Source organism: Kocuria sp. HMSC066H03, from assembly GCF_001812045.1.
Lineage (GTDB): Bacteria > Actinomycetota > Actinomycetes > Actinomycetales > Micrococcaceae > Kocuria > Kocuria rhizophila.
Genome location: NZ_KV807506.1, coordinates 253,586 through 273,307 on the forward strand (window position 1 = coordinate 253,586; position 19,722 = coordinate 273,307).

Annotated in this window: 15 protein-coding genes; 4 read left to right on the forward strand and 11 right to left on the reverse strand. The window is 72.2% G+C overall.

The window, feature by feature from the left end; genetic code table 11:
* Nucleotides 1-73 precede the first annotated feature (73 nt).
* Both HMPREF2833_RS04565 and HMPREF2833_RS04570 read left to right on the forward strand, forming a co-directional pair.
* Nucleotides 74-1,354, forward strand: a complete 1,281-nt coding sequence (locus tag HMPREF2833_RS04565; RefSeq protein ID WP_070636800.1) for a class I SAM-dependent methyltransferase — start codon at nt 74-76, stop codon at nt 1,352-1,354.
* Between the two features lie 84 nt (nt 1,355-1,438).
* Complete coding sequence (locus HMPREF2833_RS04570; RefSeq protein WP_039102075.1) at nt 1,439-2,584, forward strand: glutamate--cysteine ligase; 1,146 nt, start codon at nt 1,439-1,441, stop codon at nt 2,582-2,584.
* A gap of 52 nt (nt 2,585-2,636) precedes the next feature.
* On the opposite strand, the gene tsaD is transcribed toward HMPREF2833_RS04570, so the two are convergent.
* The 6 genes from tsaD to alr all read right to left on the reverse strand — a co-directional run bounded on the left by tsaD (nt 2,637) and on the right by alr (nt 9,585).
* The gene (gene tsaD / locus HMPREF2833_RS04575; protein WP_039102076.1) at nt 2,637-3,719 is read right to left on the reverse strand and encodes a tRNA (adenosine(37)-N6)-threonylcarbamoyltransferase complex transferase subunit TsaD; all 1,083 of its coding nucleotides are present in this window, start codon (nt 3,717-3,719) and stop codon (nt 2,637-2,639) included.
* Nucleotides 3,706-4,377, reverse strand: a complete 672-nt coding sequence (gene rimI, locus HMPREF2833_RS04580; RefSeq protein ID WP_083310931.1) for a ribosomal protein S18-alanine N-acetyltransferase — start codon at nt 4,375-4,377, stop codon at nt 3,706-3,708. The genes tsaD and rimI overlap by 14 nt, the downstream gene beginning before the upstream one ends.
* Nucleotides 4,374-5,057 (reverse strand): tRNA (adenosine(37)-N6)-threonylcarbamoyltransferase complex dimerization subunit type 1 TsaB, encoded by a 684-nt coding sequence (tsaB, locus tag HMPREF2833_RS04585; protein WP_029603151.1) that lies wholly within the window; start codon nt 5,055-5,057, stop codon nt 4,374-4,376. Before tsaB ends, rimI begins: the two co-directional genes overlap by 4 nt.
* Nucleotides 5,058-5,149: 92 nt before the next feature.
* Nucleotides 5,150-6,658: an MFS transporter gene (locus tag HMPREF2833_RS04590; RefSeq protein ID WP_083310983.1), complete on the reverse strand. Its 1,509-nt coding sequence runs from the start codon at nt 6,656-6,658 to the stop codon at nt 5,150-5,152.
* A 5-nt stretch (nt 6,659-6,663) separates the two neighbouring features.
* Nucleotides 6,664-7,380: a purine-nucleoside phosphorylase gene (deoD, locus tag HMPREF2833_RS04595; protein WP_019309610.1), complete on the reverse strand. Its 717-nt coding sequence runs from the start codon at nt 7,378-7,380 to the stop codon at nt 6,664-6,666.
* Between the two features lie 252 nt (nt 7,381-7,632).
* The gene (gene alr / locus HMPREF2833_RS12855) at nt 7,633-9,585 is read right to left on the reverse strand and encodes an alanine racemase (RefSeq protein ID WP_070636801.1); all 1,953 of its coding nucleotides are present in this window, start codon (nt 9,583-9,585) and stop codon (nt 7,633-7,635) included.
* A 162-nt stretch (nt 9,586-9,747) separates the two neighbouring features.
* Between alr and HMPREF2833_RS04605 the strand changes: the two genes are divergently transcribed.
* Both HMPREF2833_RS04605 and HMPREF2833_RS04610 read left to right on the forward strand, forming a co-directional pair.
* The gene (locus tag HMPREF2833_RS04605) at nt 9,748-11,088 is read left to right on the forward strand and encodes a glycosyltransferase (RefSeq protein ID WP_070636802.1); all 1,341 of its coding nucleotides are present in this window, start codon (nt 9,748-9,750) and stop codon (nt 11,086-11,088) included.
* 10 nt (nt 11,089-11,098) lie between these two features.
* The gene (locus HMPREF2833_RS04610) at nt 11,099-11,896 is read left to right on the forward strand and encodes a phosphatase (protein ID WP_019309613.1); all 798 of its coding nucleotides are present in this window, start codon (nt 11,099-11,101) and stop codon (nt 11,894-11,896) included.
* A 99-nt stretch (nt 11,897-11,995) separates the two neighbouring features.
* On the opposite strand, the gene HMPREF2833_RS04615 is transcribed toward HMPREF2833_RS04610, so the two are convergent.
* The 5 genes from HMPREF2833_RS04615 to treY form a co-directional block, all read right to left on the reverse strand.
* Nucleotides 11,996-13,081, reverse strand: coding sequence for an inositol-3-phosphate synthase (locus HMPREF2833_RS04615; RefSeq protein ID WP_019309614.1), 1,086 nt, complete (start codon nt 13,079-13,081; stop codon nt 11,996-11,998).
* Nucleotides 13,082-13,312: 231 nt separating this feature from the next.
* Entirely contained in the window at nt 13,313-14,176 is an 864-nt protein-coding gene (locus tag HMPREF2833_RS04620) for a LysE family translocator (RefSeq protein ID WP_019309615.1), read from the reverse strand.
* Nucleotides 14,173-15,264 carry an L-glyceraldehyde 3-phosphate reductase gene (gene mgrA / locus HMPREF2833_RS04625; RefSeq protein WP_019309616.1) on the reverse strand — a complete coding sequence of 364 codons (1,092 nt, stop codon included), beginning with the start codon at nt 15,262-15,264 and terminating at the stop codon, nt 14,173-14,175. The genes HMPREF2833_RS04620 and mgrA overlap by 4 nt, the downstream gene beginning before the upstream one ends.
* A gap of 145 nt (nt 15,265-15,409) precedes the next feature.
* A complete protein-coding gene (gene treZ, locus HMPREF2833_RS04630; protein WP_019309617.1) occupies nt 15,410-17,230 on the reverse strand; it encodes a malto-oligosyltrehalose trehalohydrolase in 1,821 nt (606 codons plus the stop codon).
* A gap of 3 nt (nt 17,231-17,233) precedes the next feature.
* A complete protein-coding gene (treY, locus tag HMPREF2833_RS04635; RefSeq protein ID WP_019309618.1) occupies nt 17,234-19,603 on the reverse strand; it encodes a malto-oligosyltrehalose synthase in 2,370 nt (789 codons plus the stop codon).
* Nucleotides 19,604-19,722: the final 119 nt, after the last annotated feature.

Below are 19,722 nucleotides of genomic sequence, written 5' to 3' on the forward strand. Positions count from 1 at the left end.
GCTCGGGAGCCCTCCTGCCGGGCGTCACAGCCGCGGCGCCCGCTCCGCCTCCGGGGCGTGATGTGATGGTCGGGTGACTGCACCCACCGCTCCGGACGACGCCGAGGCCCGCGGCCTGGCCCGCCTCCTCACTCCCGAGGGCCGCCACCTGCTCGACGCCCTCCCCCCGTACGACGCCTCGGCCTCGCTCGCGCTGAACAAGTCCCTGCGCGACCAGGGCCACGACCCCGAGCTCGTGGCCGCGGCCCTCACCCAGTCCCGACTGAGGGAGAAGGCCCGGACGAAGTTCGGGGACTTCGCGCGGCAGCTGGTCTTCACGCGCGACGGCGTGGAGCAGGCCACCCGGTGGTCCGTGGCCGCCCTGCACGCCCAGCGCTTCGCCCAGGCGGGCGCGGAGCACGTGGTGGACCTCGGCTGCGGCATCGGCGCAGACTCGCTGGCGCTTGCGGCCCTGGACCGTACGGTCACCGCGGTCGAGCGGGATCCCCTCACTGCGGCGGCGGCCACCGTGAACCTCACGGGCTGGCCGCGGGCCCGCGTGCTGTGCTCGGACGCGCAGGAACTGGATCTCTCCGCGCTGGAGAACGGCCCCGTCCACGGGGTGTGGCTGGATCCGGCTCGCCGCGTCACGGGCGGTGGCCGCACCCGCAGGATCTTCGACCCCGAGGCATTCTCCCCTCCGCTGTCCTTCGTCACGTCGCTCGCGGAGGCCGGACTCGCCGTGGGCGCGAAGATCGGACCCGGGATCCCCCACGAGCACGTGCCCGAGGGCGCGGAGGCCCAGTGGATCTCCGACCGCGGGGACGTGGTGGAGGCCGTCCTGTGGTTCGGGGCGGTGCGCCGCCCGGACGTGGTGCGCTCCGCGCTCGTGCTGGGCGGGGGCGCGGAACCCGGCTCCGCGGCGTCGTCGGCGGCGGAACTGACCTCCGGCTCCTGGGACTCCCCGGCCCCCGAGGGCCCCCTGCTGGGCCCCGTGGGCCGCTACCTCTACGAGCCCGACGGCGCCGTGATCCGCGCGGGGCTCGTCACCGACCTCGCGCGGCGCCTCGAGGCGCACCTGGTGCACCCGGACATCGCGTACCTCTCCTCGGAGACCCTGGTGGAGACTCCGCTGGCCCGCGCGTACGAGGTGCGCGAGGTGCTGCCGCACACGGTCAAGGTGCTGCGCCGGTGGGTGCGGGAGCACGACGTGGGCACCCTGGACGTGAAGAAGCGCGGCACGGACGTGACCCCTGAGCAGCTGCGGAAGCAGCTCGCGCCGCGCGGCACGCAGCGCGCCACCCTGGTGATGACACGCGTGGCCGAGCCCGGCGGGGAACGTCGTGTGGTGCTGGCCGTTAACCCCCTACACTGAGAGCCCCTGCGTTCGGACCGCGAGCCGCGGCCACGCTCCAGGACGCAGCAGCCGCTCCCGGCGAACCCATGAGAGGACCACGCCGTGCACATTGACTTCGAGATCTCCGACAACTCCACCCTGGGTGTCGAGTGGGAGGTCGCCCTGGTGGACCGGGACTCCGGAGAGCTCGCGCAGCGGGCGCAGGAGGTCCTCGAGGCCGTGGTGTCCGAGTACCCGGAGCTCGGCGAGGAGGGGGACCACCCCCAGGTCACGGGCGAGTTCCTGCAGAACACCGTGGAGATGGTCACGGGCGTGTGCCAGAACGTCCCCGAGGCCCTCGAGCACCTCTCGCAGACCCAGGACCGGATCCGGGAGGTCACGGACCCGCGCGGGCTCGAGATCTTCGCGGCGGGAACCCACCCGTTCTCGGACTGGGCGGACCAGCCGGTGGTGGACGCGGAGCGCTACTACAAGGTGCTGGACCGCGCGCAGTACTGGGGCCGTCAGATGGTGATCTTCGGGCTGCACGTGCACGTGGGGGTCGACCACCGGGACAAGGCGCTGCCCGTGCTGGACGGGCTCATGAACTACTACCCGCACCTGCTGGCGCTGTCCGCCAACTCGCCGTACTGGTGCGGCCACGACACCGGCTACGCCTCGCAGCGCGCGCAGCTGTTCCAGCAGCTCTCCACGGCCGGGCTGCCCTTCCACTTCGACTCGTGGGACGAGTACGAGGCCTACGTGGCGGACCTGATCGCCACGGACGTGATCGAGGAGACCTCCGAGAACCGCTGGGACATCCGCCCCGTCCCACGCTTCGGCACGGTGGAGATGCGCGTGTGCGACGGTCCCTCCAACCTGCGTGAGGTGGGTGCGCTGACGGCCCTGACCCAGTGCCTCGTGGAGTCCTTCTCCCGCACGCTGGACGAGGGCGGCAGCATCCCCGTGATGCCCCCGTGGCACCACCAGGAGAACAAGTGGCGTGCCGCCCGCTACGGTCTGGACGCCGTGGTCATCAAGGACGCGCAGAACCACCAGACACCGCTCACCGAGGACCTCACCGACGTGCTGAACCGCCTGGAGCCGCTCGCCGCGGAGCTCGGGTGCGCCCAAGAGCTGGCCTACGTGGAGACCATGATGAGCGGTGAAGCCGGCTACCTGCGCCAGCGCCGGATCGCCCAGGAGAACGGCGGGGACCTGCGGGCCGTGGTGCGGGACATCGTGGCGCAGAACCGCGAGATCCGCTGACCCCGGGGCCGGTCCGGGCAGGTCGCACCGGCGCAGTCCGGGTGGCGCGGACTCAGGCCGGAGCGGGCACCGACACCGTGGTCACGGGCAGTCCCGGATCCGCGGTGAACTCGATGCCCGTGGGTGCCACGCCGCGCGTGACGAGGCGGGCACCGAGGGCCGCCACCATGGCCCCGTTGTCCGTGCACAGGGACAGCGGCGGGACCACCACGCGGATCCCGCGCTGCGCGCAGCGCGCCGTGACGACCTCCCGCAGCCGGGAGTTCGCGGCCACTCCCCCGCCCATGAGCAGCGTGGTGATCCCGTGCTCGGTGCAGGCCAGCACGGTCTTGCGGGAGATCACGTCCACCACCGACTCCTGGAAGCTCGCGGCCACGTCCGCCACGGGCACGGGCTGACCGGCGGCCTCGAACGCCTCCACCACGCGGGCCACGGCGGTCTTGAGCCCCGAGAACGACATGTCGTAGCGGTGCCGGCCGGGATGCTCCGCCGAGCCCATGTACTTGCCCGCGGTCAGCCCGCGCGGGAACCGGAACGCCTCGGGATTGCCGCCCTTCGCGGCCCGGTCGATGGCCGGCCCACCGGGGTAGGCGAGTCCGAGCAGGCGGGCCACCTTGTCGTAGGCCTCCCCGGCGGCGTCGTCGATCGTGGCACCGAGCAGGCGGACGTCCTCGGTGATCTCTCCCACCGCGAGGATCTCGGTGTGCCCGCCGGAGACGAGCAGCGCCCCCAGGTCCTCGGGCAGGCTGCCGTCCCCGTCCAGCAGGCCCACGCCCACGTGGGCCACGAGGTGGTTGATCGCGTACAGGGGCGTGCCCGTGGCCACCGCGAGCGCCTTGGCCGCCGCGACGCCCACCATGAGCGCGCCCGCGAGTCCGGGCCCGGAGGTCACGGCGATCGCGTCCACGTCCGCGAGCGTCACGTCCGCCGCGGCGAGCGCCTCGCGCACCGTGGGCACGAACGCCTCGAGGTGCGCGCGGGAGGCGATCTCGGGGATCACCCCGCCGAAGCGCACGTGCTGCTCCATGGACGAGGACACCGTGTTGGTCAGCAGCTCGGTGCCGCGCACGATGCCCACGCCGGTCTCGTCGCACGAGGACTCGATGCCCAGCACGAGGGGCTCAGCGGTGCTCATGGATGGTCCTTCCGTCCGCGCTGCGCTCCTGCGGTCCGGGTGGGACCAGTTCGCAGCGCATGATGAGTGCGTCGTGTCCCGGACCGTAGTAGTGGGCCCGGGTGTGGATGTGCTCGTAGCCGAAGCGTCGGTACAGGGCCTGGGCGCGTGGGTTGTCCGCGCGCACCTCGAGCATCATCTCGGTGGCCCCGGCGCGCACGGCCGCCTCGTGCAGCACGCGCAGCAGGGTGCTTCCCAGACCCTTGCCCTCGTGGGCCGCGGCCACGGCGATCGTCTGGACGTCCCCCACCGGCGGGATGCACATCATCCCCGCGTACGCCACGATCTCCTCGTCCCGGGTGACCACCCAGTACTGCCGGGTGGGGTGCGCCAGCTCCTCGTCGAACATGGGCCGGGGCCACGCGTCCTCGGGGAACAGCACGGTCTCCAGGGCGTGCACGGCGTCCAGGTCCCCGGGCTGCATGGGCCGCAGGGCCTGCCCCGCGGGGAGGGACGACGCCGCCGCGCTCGCCGCGCCGTGCGCCTCCCGCGGGTGCGCGGTCGTTTCTGCGCCCCTCCCCTGCGGGCCTGCGGAGAAGTGGTTCCCACCGGGTCCGGCGGCGGGTCCGGCGGCGAGGTGCTCGCCGGGATGCTCAGCGGGGTTCTCGGCGCCGTTCACGAGGTCACCCGCTTGAGCGATGCGGGCACCTTGGCGTCGGAGTCGCGCAGGTACAGCGGGGAGGTGTCCGTGCTGAGGGGTGTGCCGCGGCTGGTCAGCGCCCAGCCCGCGCGGGCGAGCTCCGCGGCCGTGGGGTGCAGTTCCTCGGTGCCGCGCAGGGGGTGCGCGAGCCGGTCGGGGTACAGGCCCGCGCCGGGTCCCGCGCACGGCAGGTCCGGGAGCTCCTCCGGGGCGCCCACCTGCGGGGCGGACACGGGCGTGGCTAAGGTGCCGGCGTCGTCGTCCACGCGGTAGTGGCGCCAGTAGAGCTCCTTGCGGCGGGCGTCGATGGCCACGAGGAACTCCGGGTGCCCGGCGGAGCGGACGGTCGGGGCCACGCGGTGGGCCACAGCGTCCAGGGAGCACAGACCGTGCACGGGGAGGTCCCACGCGAAGCCGAGCGACCGCGCGGTGGCAAGACCCGCGCGCAGACCCGTGAACGGGCCGGGGCCCGTGCCCACGAGCAGCGCGTCCAGCTCCGCACCCGTGACCCCCTGCGCGGACATCAGATCACGCACCGCCGGAGCCAGCGCCTCCGCGTGGGAACGCGTGTCCGAGGTGGCGAACTCCCGCAGCACCTCACCGTCACGGGACAGCGCCACGGAGGCGATCGAGGAGGAGTCCAGACTCAGCACAAGCACCCGCACAGTCTAAGCCCGCAACGCAGCAGCCCCTCCGTGCCGGATCCCCGAGGGGAAGGGCACGGAGGGGCTGCGAGCCGCGGCGCGGGAGGCTACGCCTGCGTGGTCAGCTGCTGGGCCGCCTTGGCGTTGCCGCGCTCGATCAGTCCGAACAGCACGCGGTAGGCCACCAGGCCCAGGAGGGTGATGCCCACGAGCAGCCACAGGATCGTGGAGAAGTATTCACCCTCGGGCGTGGTGCCCACGCTGAGGCCGCTGAACCAGGTGGGCTTGCCGGACATCAGCGTGGCCGTGTACGCCACGCCGATCGGGGAGGCCACGTTGATCACCAGGTTGTAGAAGCCCACGGCCACGCCGGACTTGGAGGCCGGCATGAGCAGCAGCGCGCTGGACATCAGCGGCGCGTACAGGAGCCCGAAGCCCACCGAGAACATGGCCATCGCGATCACCATGGCCACCACGGAGACGTTGATGAACACACCCGCGACCGCCAGGGACAGCGCCAGCAGGCACAGCGCCAGCGTCACGGCCTGCTTGGAGTCCAGCCGCTTGCTGACCCGACCGGACATGGCCGCCGTGGAGGCACCCAGGATGTAGCCGGGGATGGTGAGCAGGGAGACCTTGTCCATGGCCATGTCGTGCACACCGTGGATCGCGAACGGGAACAGGAAGACGAACGCCAGGTTCACCGAGTAGATGATGAACACGACCACCAGCGCGCTGATGTAGGGGCGGTTGGTGAAGAAGGACGCGTCCACCAGGGCCTTGGGGTTGGTGCGCACGTGGATCACGAACAGCACAGTGGCCACGACCACAGGGATCCACCACCACCACACGAACTGCTGCATGAACATGATCAGCCCGGTGGCGATCACACCCACGAGGAACAGCCCGTAGACGTCCACCCCGGAACTGGTCTGCTGAACCTCGTCCGGCACGCGGGTCTTGATGAACGGCAGGGACAGCAGGATGATCAGCGGGATCAGGAACATCCAGGTCCAGGACACGTAGGTGGCCAGGAAGCCGGAGATCAGGGTGCCGATCAGTGACGCCAGCTGGAAGGACATGTTGGAGAAGCCCAGGTACTTCTTGAGCTCCACGCCCTCGAAGTGCTTGGTCACGTACACCACGTAGAGGGTCTCCGCCGCGGCCAGGCCGGCCGTCTGGATCACGCGGCCCACGAGCACCACGGGGAAGGACGCGGAGCCCACGAAGCCGATCACGGAGCCCACCACGATCAGCCCGATGCTCAGATACAGCAGCTTGCGGATGGCCACGGAGTCCGCGAGCGCGGAGTACACCACGGCGCCGATACCGATCAGCACGCCCGTGAGCGTGGCCTGCAGGCTCACGGTGGACTCGCTGAGGTTCAGCGCCTCGGCCATGGGCTGGGACGTGAACTTGAAGCCCTGGTCGATCACCAGGCAGAAGATGAAGAGGAACAGCAGCACGGGCACGGCACGGCGGGGGTTCACACCGCTCGTGGTGCGGGCCCCGGCGGCACCGGTGGCCGTGGCGGGCACGGCGGCCGCGGGCGTGGACGCCGCGCTCTGGGGCCCCGCCTCGGAGGCCGGGACGGGGTTCTGGTTCTCGGGGTTCATGCGGTTCACAGCTCCGTCACGGTTGCGGCCAGCTCGATCATCTGCGCGAACCCCGTCTGGCGGTCCTCGGGGCTCATCTCCTCGTGGGTCACGAGGTTGTCGGAGACCGTGAACATGGCCAGGGCCTCCACCCCGGCGGCCGCGGCGTTGGCGTAGAGCCCCACGGTCTCCATCTCCACGGCGAGCACGCCCATCCGGGCCCAGCGCTGCGTGGTGTCGTCCTGCGCGTGGTAGAAGGTGTCCGATGACACCACGTTGCCGGCGTGGGCGGTGATCCCACGCTCGGCGGCGCCGCGGTACACGTGGTCCAGCAGCCGGAAGGAACCGGTGGGGGCCCACGTGCCGGGCAGGTCGAACTGCGCCAGGTAGTTGGAGTCCGTGGAGGCGGCCTGGGCGAGCACGATGTCGTTGAGGCCCAGCTCGGGGGTCAGTCCACCGCAGGAGCCGATGCGCACGAGCTTGCGGCAGCCGAACTCGTGGATCAGCTCCCAGCTGTAGAGCGCCATGGACGGGATCCCCATCCCGGTGCCCATGACGGACAGCTCACGGCCGTTGAAGGTGCCGGTGTAGCCGAGCATGTTGCGCACGGAGTTGAACTGCACGGCGTCCTCGAGGAACGTCTCCGCGATGTACTGGGCGCGCAGCGGGTCACCGGGCAGCAGGATGGTCTCGGCGATGGGTGCGCCATCGGGTTTGATGTGGGGTGTCGATGTCCGCGGCATGCGGTTCTCCTCGGGTCGGTGCGCGCAGGCGGCCGAGTGCCCATGGAACGACGACGCCGTCGGGGTCCCCCTGGGGTCTCACCGTCTGCGGTGGACGTGCAGGTGTCCGCCCTCATTGTGTCACGCAGAGGGGCCCCGCCCCGGTCTGACCGGGCGTGATCCGCGACGCATCCTGCCCCCTCGGACCGGTGCCCCGGGGCGGTCACGGGAACCGGTTCTCACGCCACCCATCCTCCGGACGTGGCGGCCCCGTCACATCCGCGGGCACCGTGCCCAGCGCGGGCCGATTCCCCGCAGCGTCACCCGGCGCGTCTCGTCGGCCGTGTCCTCGTCCTGCCACTGGGCGCCCAGGTCCGCGAGCACCCCGGCCAGGTCCGTGCCCTGCTGCTCGGGAACCGCCTCGGCCCCGCGGGCCCGCTCGATGTCGACCACGAGCCGCGAGCCGCTCAGGTGCTCCACCTTGCCGGTGCCCCACTCCACCACGGTCACGCACGTGTCCAGCGTGTCCTCCAGGTCGATGCTCTCGATGTCCTCCGCCGTGGTCAGCCGGTACGCGTCCACGTGCACGAGGTCCGGTCCTCCCGGGCGGGGGCCGTCCGCCAGGTTGGGGTGGCGGCGCGCGAGCACGAACGTGGGCGAGATGATCCCCTCGCGCACGCCCAGCCCCTCGCCGAGCCCCTGGGTGAAAGTGGTCTTGCCCGCGCCCAGCTCCCCGTTGAGCAGCACCAGGTCTCCCGCCCTCAGGTGCGGTGCCAGGGCACGCGCCAGCTCGCGGGTCTCCTCCGCCGTCCCGAGCTCCCGGGTGAGGTTCCAGTTCTCCCCCGCCCCGGCCCCCTCCCCGGGACCGTCCTGCGTGTGCCCCCCGGGCACGACGCCGCCCCGCCCGGTTCCCGAGCCGCGGCCACCGTCCACGCCGGGGGCCTCCACGGAATCCGCGGCGGGCTCCTCGCCGGTCACCGCTCCGGGGTGCCCCCTGCGCTGCGCGTTCCGGTTCTGGCCGTGCGCGGAGCCCGGCTCCACCCCCACGTACTCGCGGGGGACGCGCGGCGAGATCCGGGTGACGATCTCGTAGTTGATGCTCCCGGCGGCGTCGGCCCACTCCGCCACGGAGGGGTCCTCCCCGGCGCCGAAGAGCACGGCCTCGTCCCCGATCCGCACGGACTGCTCCTGCGAGCCGGTGCCCACTGGCCGCCCCAGGGACAGGTCCACGACGCACTGGTCCATCGCGATCCGGCCCACCACCGGGTAGACCCGGTCCCCGATCCGCACGGGCGCTCCCGTGGCCACCCGGGGGACGCCGTCGGCGTAGCCCAGAGGAACCAGCGCGAGCCGGGTGGGGCCCTCGGTGCGGTAGGTGAGCCCGTAGGACACCCCGGCACCGGCCGGCACGTCCTTGACGTTGGCCACCCGGGTCCGCAGGGTCATCGCGGGCACCAGCCCGAACTCCTGCGGGGTGCGCTCCGCGAACGGGCTCAGGCCGTACAGCCCCAGCCCCACGCGCACGGCGTCGAGCAGCATGGCGTCCGGGTCCGGGAGGTCCGCCGCGGACAGCAGCCCCGGGGTGTTGGCGGCATGGACCATCGTGGGGTTCAGACCCGCGTCGCGGGCGGCACGCACCGCGTCCTGGAACGCGGCCAGCTGCTGGGCCGTCTCCGGGCGTGCTGGCTCGTCCGCGACGGCGAGGTGCGTGAAGATGCCCTCCACCGTGAGCAGGCCCTGGCCCTCGGCCTGGCGCACCCGTTCCAGCAGCTCAGGCCACTGCGCGGGGGTGGCCCCGTTGCGCCCCAGCCCGGAGTCGAACTTGAGGTGGACCACGGCGGGCCTGCCGACCGCCCGGGCAGCGTCCAGCACGAGGTCCAGCTCCCCGCCGCTGAGACCCAGGCGCACGTCCTGGCGCACCGCGGCAGGGAAGTCCGTGGCCGCAGTGTGCAGCCACGCCAGCACGGGAGCCGTGATGCCCTCCGCGCTCAGGGCCAGTGCTTCCGCCACGTGGGCCGTGCCGAGCATGTGGGCCCCGGCCGCGAGCGCCGCCCGCGCCACCCGGGGTGCACCGTGGCCGTACGCGTCCGCCTTGACCACGGCGATCAGGGTGCGGCCCCGGGCGAGCTCGAGCAGCCGCCCCACGTTGTGCTCCACCGCGGCGAGGTCCACCACCGCGCTGCGCTCGCTGGGTCCGTCTGCCGGCCGGTTCTGCTCCGAGGTCATCTCACTCACGCCCCCATTGTGCCCCGTGACCTCCGCGTGCCCCGAGGCCGAGCGCCCCGTGGGTGCGGTTCCGGTCCGTGGCCGGTGGCGCGGCCGGGCCCCGGCGGGTCCACGTGAGCCCGCGCTCCCGGCCCGGTCCGGGGACGCCGGTAGGCTGGGCGCGTGCCTCCCGCCTGCCCCGACCGCGTGCTGCTGCTCAGCATGCACACCTCCCCCGTGGACCAGCCGGGCTCCGGGGACGCCGGGGGCATGAACGTCTACGTGTGGCACCTCGCGCGCGCGCTCGCCCAGGCCGGGTGGCTCGTGGACATGGCCACGCTCGACCGCAACCCCTCCCACGCCGAGGGCGTGCACCCCTCGGTCATCGCACGCGGCATCCGGTTGCTCGCCGTCTCGCTGCCCGGCGCGGCCACGGCCCCCAAGCAGGACCTGCCGCGCTTCACCGAGCCCTTCGGCCGCACCCTCGCGCACTTCTACGACGGCGACGACGCCGCTCCGCGCGTGCTGCACGCCCACTACTGGCTGTCCGCGGTGGCGGGGCTGGAGCTCGCCGAGCACCTGCACACCCCCCTGGTGCTGACCCTGCACACGTCCGCGGCCGCCAAGAACCTGCGCGCCGGAGCGGACGAGGCCCCCGAGCCCCGGGAGCGCGAGGACGCCGAGCGGCGCATCATCTCCCGCTCGTGCCGCACCGTGGTCAACACCCCGACGGAGAAGCGGCAGCTCGTGGAGCTGTACGGCGCGGACCCGGCGCGGATCGCGGTGATCCCGCCGGGGGTGGACCCGGCCGTGTTCCACCCCGCGCCACGGGACCCGGCACCGCGGTGCGTCCCGCCCACGGCCGCGCCCCGCGTCGGGGAGCACGAGCCCGTGCGCTCCGACGGCGGTCCGGACGCCGCAGCTCGAGCCCCTGCGCAGTCCCCGGACCAACCGGGGCCCTTCACCGTGCTGTGCGCGGGCCGCATGCAGCCGCTCAAGGGCCAGCAGGTGCTCGTGCGGGCGCTCGGTCAGCTGCGCCGCACCCACCCGGAGATTCCCGTGCGGCTGGTCCTGGCCGGAACGGGGTCCCCGGACTTCCTGGATCACCTGCGCGAGCTGGCGCACGCGGAGGGGGTCGCGGGCGACGTCGTGTTCTGCGGGTCCCTGCCCCGCCCCGAGCTTGCCCGGCTCATGGGCTCGGTGGACGCGGTGGCCGTGCCGTCCTCGTCGGAGACCTTCGGGCTCGTGGCCGTGGAGGCCCAGGCGTGCGGAACCCCCGTGCTCGCCACGGACGTGGACGGGCTGCGCCACGCCGTGCGCGACGGGGAGACCGGCCGGCTCGTGCCCGGCAGGGATCCGGCGGTGTGGGCCGAGGCCCTGCACCGCGCGGCCGCCGATCCCACCGCGTGGAGAGCGATGTCACAGGCCGCGGCCCGGCGGGCGCGCGAACTGACGTGGGACGACGTCGCCGGGCAGCACGTCCGCGCCTACCTCGCGTGTGCGGGTGGCGGGCCCACCACCTAAACTCGCGACTGTGACCACCGCGTACCTGAGCCGTGACTCCCTCGCCCGATACCTGGATCGCTCCCGGATCACCGGAGCCGTCGCCACCCCGCGCGAGGCCAACCTCCGCAACATCCAGGGCTTCCTGGACGGGGACCAGCACCAGCACATGGGGGTCGAACGGACCCGCGAGTGGGACTTCGACTCCGTCTTCGAGCTCATGCGGGACCGCGTGGGCATCAACGACGACCCCGCCTACGTGAGCGGTCAGGACTCGATCTCCGCACAGCTGTGCGTGGCCAGGCTGGACGAGTACGCGGAGATCTTCAGCAGGGCGGTGCGGGGCCGCAAGCGCCTGCTCTTCGCCACGGGCCACCCCTCCGGGCTCGCGCCCGTGTACGCGCGCCTGGCCCGGGTGGCCCGCGCTTCCGGGGCCCGGGTGATCCGCTTCGACGAGGCCCTGCCCTTCGAGGACGGGGACGTCCGCCAGATCGAGGACGTGGTGATGGTCGAGCAGTACGGCGGGCTGCGCCACACCCACTTCCCCGACCCCATGCGGCTCGTGCTCGAGCACCTGGCCGAGCAGGGCAGGCAGGCACCGGATCTCGTGGTCTCGGACCACGGAATGGCCGGCTGGGCCGGGTCCCGTGCGGGGCTGCCCACCATTGCGATGGGCGACTGCAACGACCCCGGGATCTTCGTGGCGGAGGCCCAGAACCAGGTGGACGTGGTGGTGCCCCTGGACGACAACGTGGCCCCGCACCTCTACGACCCCCTGGTGGACTACGTCATCTCCCGCGCGGGACTCGCGGGGCAGGACCGCCCCTGAGTCGCCCGTCCCGCCCACGGGCGTCCGGACGCACCACGGCGCCCGGCACCGAACTTCTCGGTGCCGGGCGCCGCGATGGGTGCCGGGGATGTCAGTCGCTCAGCGCTCCACCTCGCCGCGGATGAACTTCTCCACGTTCTCGCGGGCGGTGTCGTCGTCGAACTGCTCGGGCGGGGACTTCATGAAGTAGGAGGACGCCGAGGTCAGCGGCCCGCCGATGCCCCGGTCCAGGCCGATCTTCGCCGCACGGATGGCGTCGATGATCACGCCCGCGGAGTTCGGCGAGTCCCACACCTCGAGCTTGTACTCCAGGGAGATGGGGGCGTTGCCGAAGCCGTGGCCCTCCAGGCGCACGAATGCGAACTTGCGGTCGTCCAGCCAGCCCACGTAGTCGGACGGACCGATGTGGACGTCCTTGGCGCGCATCTCGTGCGGCACGTTGGAGGTCACCGCCTGGGTCTTGGAGATCTTCTTGGACTCCAGCCGGGAGCGCTCCAGCATGTTTTTAAAGTCCATGTTGCCGCCCACGTTGAGCTGGTAGGTGCGGTCCAGTACGTAGCCGCGGTCCTCCAGCAGCTTGGCGAGCACGCGGTGGGTGATGGTGGCGCCCACCTGGGACTTGATGTCGTCGCCCACGATCGGCAGACCCGCGTCCGTGAACTTCTGCGCCCACTCGTCCGTGCCCGCGATGAACACGGGCAGGGCGTTGACGAACGCGACCCCGGCGTCGATCGCGGCCTGCGCGTAGAAGCGGTCCGCCTCCTCGGAGCCCACGGGCAGGTAGGACACGAGGACGTCCACCTGACGCTCCCGCAGCACCTGCGCCACGTCCACGGGCTCGGCGTCGGACTCCGTGATGGTCTCGCGGTAGTACTGGCCCAGCCCGTCCAGGGTGGGCCCGCGGTCCACGGTCACGTCCAGCGGCGGGACCTTGGCGATCTCCATCGTGTTGTTCTCACCGGCCAGGATGGCCTGGGACAGGTCCAGGCCCACCTTGGCGGCGTCCACGTCGAACGCGGCGACGAACTGCACGTCCCGCACGTGGTAGTCCCCGAACTGCACGTGCATGAGCCCGGGCACGGAGTCGGAGGGATCGGCGTCACGGTAGAAGTGCACGCCCTGGATGAGCGATGTGGCGCAGTTGCCCACACCGGCAACGGCCACGCGGATGGGATGTTCGGACACGGTTCTCCTCGACTCGGCGGATGACGGCCCACGCACGTCTCGCGCGCGTTCGTGCGGCCACGGAGTCACCACCGTGCCACGCCGCACTCGACCGACTTCACAGTGTAACCAGGCTCACCACCCTTTCCTTCCCGTGCGCGGACGACGACGCCCGGCCCAGCGCCTGCCCCGCAGCCAGGGTGCAGCCTCCCGCCCGGTGGCTCCCTCCGTCCCCGGCGCAGCGGCGAGGTGTCAGATCGTCAGCAGGGCCTCCACGAGCAGCCCCACGGCCACGAGGGCGAACACCACGCCGGAGACGATCTCGACCTCGGCGGTGCGGGCCTGGAACCGGCGCGCAAGGGCGGGAATGGACCCCGCCCAGGCCACCGCGAGGAACCAAGCGAGGCCCACGGCCACCATCATCCCCAGCACCGCGAGGGCCTCCCACCAGAGGATCCCGGCGGGAACCACCGAGCCGAACAGCGCCACGAAGAACACCACGGCCTTCGCGTTGGCGAGGTTGGTGACGGTGCCCTGGGCCAGCGCCCGCCAGGGGGTGAGACCCTCCGGGCCCAGGAACCGGCCGCGGCGGGAACCGGCGGAGAGCTCCGCGATGACCGCGGCGTCGTCGGAGCGCAGCGGATCCGTGGCGAGGCCCGTGCGGGCGGGTTCCGCGGCGACGTCGTGCGCCACGGGGTGCTGCGCGGCGGACCCCGTGCCGCCAGGACCGCGCCCGGGGGCGCCGCCCTGGACCGGGTGCGCGCCGCCTGGGTCCTGCGGCTCGTGGAGCACGGGGCCCAGGGTGCTGCTCCGGCGGGCCGCTCGGCCGTCGAGTCCCGAGCGCAGGGAGCCGTAGCCCATGCGCAGCAGGAACAGGGCGCCGCCGATCTGCACCGCGAGCTTCAGCACGTGGTTGTCGCTGATGAACACCGTGACGCCCATGAGGGACAGCGCGATCCAGGCGAAGTTCCCGACCATCACGCCCAGGGCGGTGAACACGGCGCTGGGCCGCGAGGACAGGAACGCGTTGCGCAGGATCACGAAGATGTCCGGACCGGGGACCACGATCCCCGCGATCCACAGTCCCAGCAGCGCCGCGTACTGCGCTGAGGTCATGCGTGCTTGGACTCGGTGGCCGCACCCCAGATGTTCACGCCGGCGTCCGTGACGAGCTCGTCGATCCGGCGCAGCTCGTCCGCGGAGAACTCCAGGTTGGCCACGGCCCGGGCGGAGTCCTCGATCTGCTGAGCGGAGGAGGCCCCCACCAGCGCGGAGGTGACCTGCCCGGAGTCCTGCGGGCGCAGGGTCCACGCGATCGCCATCTGGGCCAGGGTCTGGCCGCGCTCCTGTGCCATGGTGTTGAGCTCACGAATCTGGTCCAGCGTCTGCTCGCTGAGCCAGGACGGGTCCAGGGACTTGTTCTCCGCGGCGCGGGAGCCCTCCGGCACGCCGTTGAGGTACTTGTCGGTGAGCATGCCCTGCGCGAGCGGGGTGAAGCAGATGGAGCCCATGCCGGTCTCGGTCAGCGCGCCCAGCAGGTTCTTCCCGCCCGCGCGCTCGTTGGGCTGCTCGATCCAGCGGTTGAGCATCGAGTAGGAGGGCTGGTGGATCACCAGCGGGGTGCCCAGCTCGCGCATGATCCGCTGCGCCTCGAGTGTGAGGTCCGCACCGTAGGAGGAGACGCCCACGTACGTGGCGCGACCGGAGCGCACGATGTGGTCCAGTGCCCGCATGGTCTCCTCGAGCGGCGTCTCGGGGTCCGGTCGGTGGTGGTAGAACACGTCCACGTGGTCCAGGCCCATGCGTTCCAGGGACTGGTCCAGGGAGGTGACCAGGTACTGGCGGGAGCCGCCCACGTCACCGTACGGGCCGGGCCACATGTCCCACCCGGCCTTGGTGGAGATCACGAGCTCGTGGCGGTGCCCCGCGAAGTCCTCCTTGAGGATCCGGCCGAAGTTGAGCTCCGCCGAGCCCGCGGGCGGGCCGTAGTTGTTGGCCAGGTCGAAGTGGGTGATGCCCAGGTCGAATGCGCGGCGCAGCGTGGCGCGCATCCCGGCCACGGGCTTGTCGTCCCCGAAGTTGTGCCACAGCCCCAGGGAGACGGCGGGCAGCTTGAGCCCGGACTCCCCCACACGCCGGTACGGCATGGTCTCGTAGCGGTTCTCGGCAGGGGTCCACACGGTGTCGTCGCCATAGATCAGCATGGGCACCAGTCTGCCACCGCTCGGCTCCGCACACCGCACCGCATGACGGCGCACGACGCCGCCCGGGTCCCTTCGCGCACGACGCCGCCGGGCCCGTTCGCGTGCCAGGCGGCGTCGTGCGGGTTCGGTTGCCCAGCGGGCGGTCTCAGACGCGCAGCACCACGGCGGTCTCCGGGGCCACGCGCACGGTGCCCTCGGAGCCCGGCTCGGGGGCCGCGCCGCTGGCGAACAGCAGCTGGGGCTCATCCCCGCCCATGAGTGGCAGGTTGCGGGGCTCGTTGCCCAGGTTGATGGCCACGACCACGCCGTGCACGGACTCGGGCTCGCTCATCCGCTTGAGCACGAACCACTGCTCGTCGTCGCTGGCCTGGGTGGCCACGGTGTCCCAGCGCTGGTCGGTGAGCTCGGGGGTGCCCCGGCGCAGAGCGATGAGGTCCCGGTAGGCCCGGTAGATCCGCTCGTGGTCACCCTCGTGGACCTCGGACCAGTTGAGCTTGGAGCCCTCGAACGTCTGCGGGTCCTGGGGATCCGGCACGGTGGCGTGGTCCCAGTCCATCTGCGCGAACTCTGCCTTGCGGCCCTTCGCCACCGCCTCACCCAGCTCGGGCTCGGGGTGCGCGGTGAAGAACTGCCACGGCGTGCTGGCGCCGTACTCCTCCCCCATGAACAGCATGGGAGTGAAGGGCTGGGTCATGAGCCACGTGGCGGCGGCGATCGCCCGGTCCACGCTCATGGACTGGTTCATCCGGTCACCGGCCGCGCGGTTGCCCACCTGGTCGTGGTTCTGCAGGAACGTGACGAACTGGAACGGGCGCTGCTCGGCGGCGTCGATCTCCCGGCCGTGCGAGCGGCCCCGGAACGTGGAGTACGTCCCGTTGTGGAAGTACGCGGTGTGCATGGTCTTCTCCAGGGCGTGCAGGGACGCGAAGTCCCCGTAGTAGCCGTGGGTCTCACCCGTGAAGGCCGTGTGCGCGGCGTGGTGGACGTCGTCCAGCCACTGCGCGTCCATGCCCAGGCCGTGGCGGTCCGTGGCGGCAATCATGCGGGGGTCATTGAGGTCGGACTCCGCGATGGTCACCAGGTCCTTGCCCGTGCGGGCGGACTCCTCGGCCACGCGCTCGGCGATCTCCTCCAGGATGTGCGTGGCACGGGAGTCTGCGAGCGCGTGCACGGCGTCCAGGCGGAAGCCGTCCACGTGGTACTCACGCAGCCACATGGTGACGTTGTCCAGGATGTACTCGCGCACCCCGTCCGCGCCCCAGCCGTCCAGGTTGATGAGGTCTCCCCAGCTGGAGGCGCCGGGCTTGAAGTAGTCCGCGAACAGGGGCAGGTAGTTCCCGCTGGGTCCCAGGTGGTTGTACACCACGTCCTGGATCACGGACAGGCCCCTGGTGTGGCACGCATCCACGAAACGCTGGTACGCCTCGGGGCCACCGTAGGGCTCGGCCACGGTGTACCAGGCCACGCCGTCGTAGCCCCAGTTGTGCTCGCCGTTGAAGCCGTTGACCGGCAGCAGCTCCACCGCGGTGACGCCCAGGTCCACCAGGTGGTCCAGCCTGCCGATGGCGGCGTCCAGCGTTCCTTCCGGGGTGAAGGTTCCGGGGTGCAGCTCGTACAGCACGGAGTCCTGCAGCGGGCGGGGGCGGAAATCGGCGTCGTGCCACTCGAAGGCGTCGGCGTCGAACGTGCAGGAGAGCTCGTGGACGCCCTGCGGCTGGCGGCGCGAGCGAGGGTCCGGGAGCACGTCCGAGATCTGCTCGCGCTCCTTCGGCGTGCCCTCGTCGAAGGTCTTGGTCAGGATGTAGCCGTAGCGCACGGTGCCCTGCGGGGCGGCGTCGGCGGCGGGAAGCGTCCACCAGCCGGGGCGACCCTCGAGGCCCTCCATGGGGTGGTCCTCGCCCTCGATGCGGACGGTGACCTTGCGGGCGTGGGGCGCCCAGACATCGAAGCGGTGGTCGGTGCTCATGGTTCAGCTGTCCTTCCGGCGCAGGATCGCCACGGGGTAGGTGTCGAGGAGTTCGGCAAGGGCCACGGGCGCATCCTGGGCGGCCGTGAACTCGCGGTGTGTCAGGACGTCCTGCCACGTGCCGGGGGCCAGGGCCACGGTCTCGTCCGTGAAACCGCCCTCGGCGGCGAGCGTGGCGGGGAAACGGGTGACCACGGTGGCCGCGCCGCCGCGGTCGAAGCCCAGGGCGTGCGCCGCGAGCGCACCCGTGGTCGCCAGAGGGGTGTAGTCCCCGAACAGCTCGGGGTGCTCGCGGCGCAGCCGCAGGACGCGGGAGGTCAGCAGCATCCGGGCCGCCCCGGTCTCGTCCACCGCGGGGGTGGCCGCGGCGGAACCCGGCGCGGCGGCGTCGAGCTCGCAGAGCATGGCGTCGCGCGCGGTGAAGTCCACGGAGCGGCGGTTGTCCGGGTCCACGAGGGACGGTTCCCACAGCTCCTGTCCCTGGTAGACGTCCGGGACACCCGGCAGGGTCAGCTGCAGGGCGGTGGCGGCCAGGGCGTTCGCCCAGCCCGGCTCGCTCACCCGGGCCACGCAGCCCTCCACGACGCCGCGGGCGCGCGGGTTCGTGAACAGGAAGTCGATGAAGCGGGTCAGCTCCCGCTCGAAGTCCTCGTCCCCGTCCACCCACGCGGTGGACACGGACGCCTCGCGCACGGCCTTCATGGCGTAGTCGACGGCGCGGTCCCGCTCCAGGGGCCACGCACCCACCACGGCCTGCAGCACGAGGTTCACGGCGGGGCCGTCCGTGAGCGAGATCCCGGCGTCCTCCGCGCGGCCCACGAGCGTGGAGACGGTCTCGGCCCACACGCGCGGCAGCTCGGAGAGCACCGTGATCCGCGCGCGGACCGCGGCGGAGCGCTTGGTGTCGTGGGTCGTCAGCGCGTTCATGGTGGCCGGGGACTCCCGCTGGCGCCGCGCGGCCTCGGTGTGGAACTGCTCCGGGGTCAGGGAGAAGACCGAGGGGTCGCCGCCCACCTCCGTGAGGGACGTGAGCTGGGTCCAGCGGTAGAACGCGGTGTCCTCCACGCCCTTGGCCATGATCATTCCGGAGGTCTGCTGGAACCGCCGGGCCACCTCCGCCAGGTCCGCCTCCCGGGTGGCATCAGCGCCCAGGACGCGGGCGAGGTCCGTGAGCACGCCGTCGAGGTCCGCGCGCCGCTCCCGTGCCGCGGCCACGGCCTCACGGAGGTGCTCCGCGCCCTCGGGCAGGTAGGTGCGGTACACGGGGAAGTTGGCGGCGATCTCCGCCAGCCCGTCGTAGGACGCCTCCGCGCCGTGCGGGAAGTCCTCGGGCAGCTCGCGCACCAGTCGGTGGATCTCAGCGGCCAGGCCCTGATCCGCCATGCGGCGCTTGGTCTCGTGGATCAGCTCGTCCCAGCGCACGGGTGTGCCACCGCGCAGCTGCGTGTCCAGCGAGGCGAGCTCGTAGTGGCCCCGGGCATCGGTCAGCACGCGGTCGATCCAGCCCAGGGAGTCGTAGCCCGTGGTGCCCGCCGTGCGCCAGTCCGAGGGCAGGTGCTCCCCCGGTTCCAGGATCTTCTCCACCACGGTCCATGCGCCGCCCGTGACGTCGCCGAGCATCTCCAGGTAGCCACGGGGGTCCCGCACACCGTCCGGGTGGTCGATCCGCAGCCCGTCCACGAGGCCCTCGCGGAACCAGCGGGCGACCTCCGCGTGGGACTCGTCGAAGACCACCCGGTCCTCCACGCGCACGCCGGCCAGCGTGGCCACGGTGAAGAACCGGCGGTAGTTCAGTTCGGAGTCCCCCCGGCGCCAGTTGACCAGCTCGTAGTGCTGGCGCCCGTGCACCTCGGCGGGGTCGTCGCCCTCGGACCAGGTGCCGTCGGCGAGCGGGTAGACGTTCTCGTAGTAGCGCAGCGTGCCGTCCTGGACGGTGAGTGCGGAGAGGTCCTCGTCGCCGTCGCCCAGCACCGGGATCAGCACCTTGCCGTGCCCGGCCTCCCAGTCCACGTCGAACGCGTCCGCGTAGCGGCTCTCACGCCCCTCGGCGAGCAGCGACCACCACCACGGGTTCTGCTGCGGCTCGGCCACGCCCTGGTGGTTGGGGACGATGTCCACCACCACGCCCAGGCCCGCGGCGTGCGCGGCCCCGGACAGCGCCGTAAGACCCGCGGAGCCACCGCGCTCGGGGTCCACCTCGGTGGGGTCCACCACGTCGTAGCCGTGGTCGGAGCCGCTCGTGGCCCGCAGGATCGGCGAGAGGTACACCCAGTCCGCCCCGAGGCGCCGGATGTACGGGACAAGCTCCGCCGCGCGGTGGAGGTCCTGCTGGGACGTGATCTGGAGGCGGTACGTGGAAGTGGGAGTCAGCACCCCTCCAGTCTCGCGGAGTGCGCGCGCTCGTGCCAGTCCATCCGCCCAGGGCGAGACTGCCCGGACCAGGAGGCCACGACGTCTTCGGGGGACCCCGCCGCAGCCACCGTGCCGAGGAG

Bases quoted from the DNA above. Each gene is read 5' to 3' on its own strand.
- HMPREF2833_RS04620 (WP_019309615.1), bottom strand. From the start codon at position 14,176: ATGACCTCAGCGCAGTACGCGGCGCTGCTGGGACTGTGGATCGCGGGG.
- alr (WP_070636801.1), bottom strand. From the start codon at position 9,585: ATGACCTCGGAGCAGAACCGGCCGGCAGACGGACCCAGCGAGCGCAGC.
- treZ (WP_019309617.1), bottom strand. From the start codon at position 17,230: ATGAGCACCGACCACCGCTTCGATGTCTGGGCGCCCCACGCCCGCAAG.
- HMPREF2833_RS04590 (WP_083310983.1), bottom strand. From the start codon at position 6,658: ATGAACCCCGAGAACCAGAACCCCGTCCCGGCCTCCGAGGCGGGGCCC.
- deoD (WP_019309610.1), bottom strand. From the start codon at position 7,380: ATGCCGCGGACATCGACACCCCACATCAAACCCGATGGCGCACCCATC.
- tsaD (WP_039102076.1), bottom strand. From the start codon at position 3,719: ATGAGCACCGCTGAGCCCCTCGTGCTGGGCATCGAGTCCTCGTGCGAC.
- mgrA (WP_019309616.1), bottom strand. From the start codon at position 15,264: ATGCTGATCTATGGCGACGACACCGTGTGGACCCCTGCCGAGAACCGC.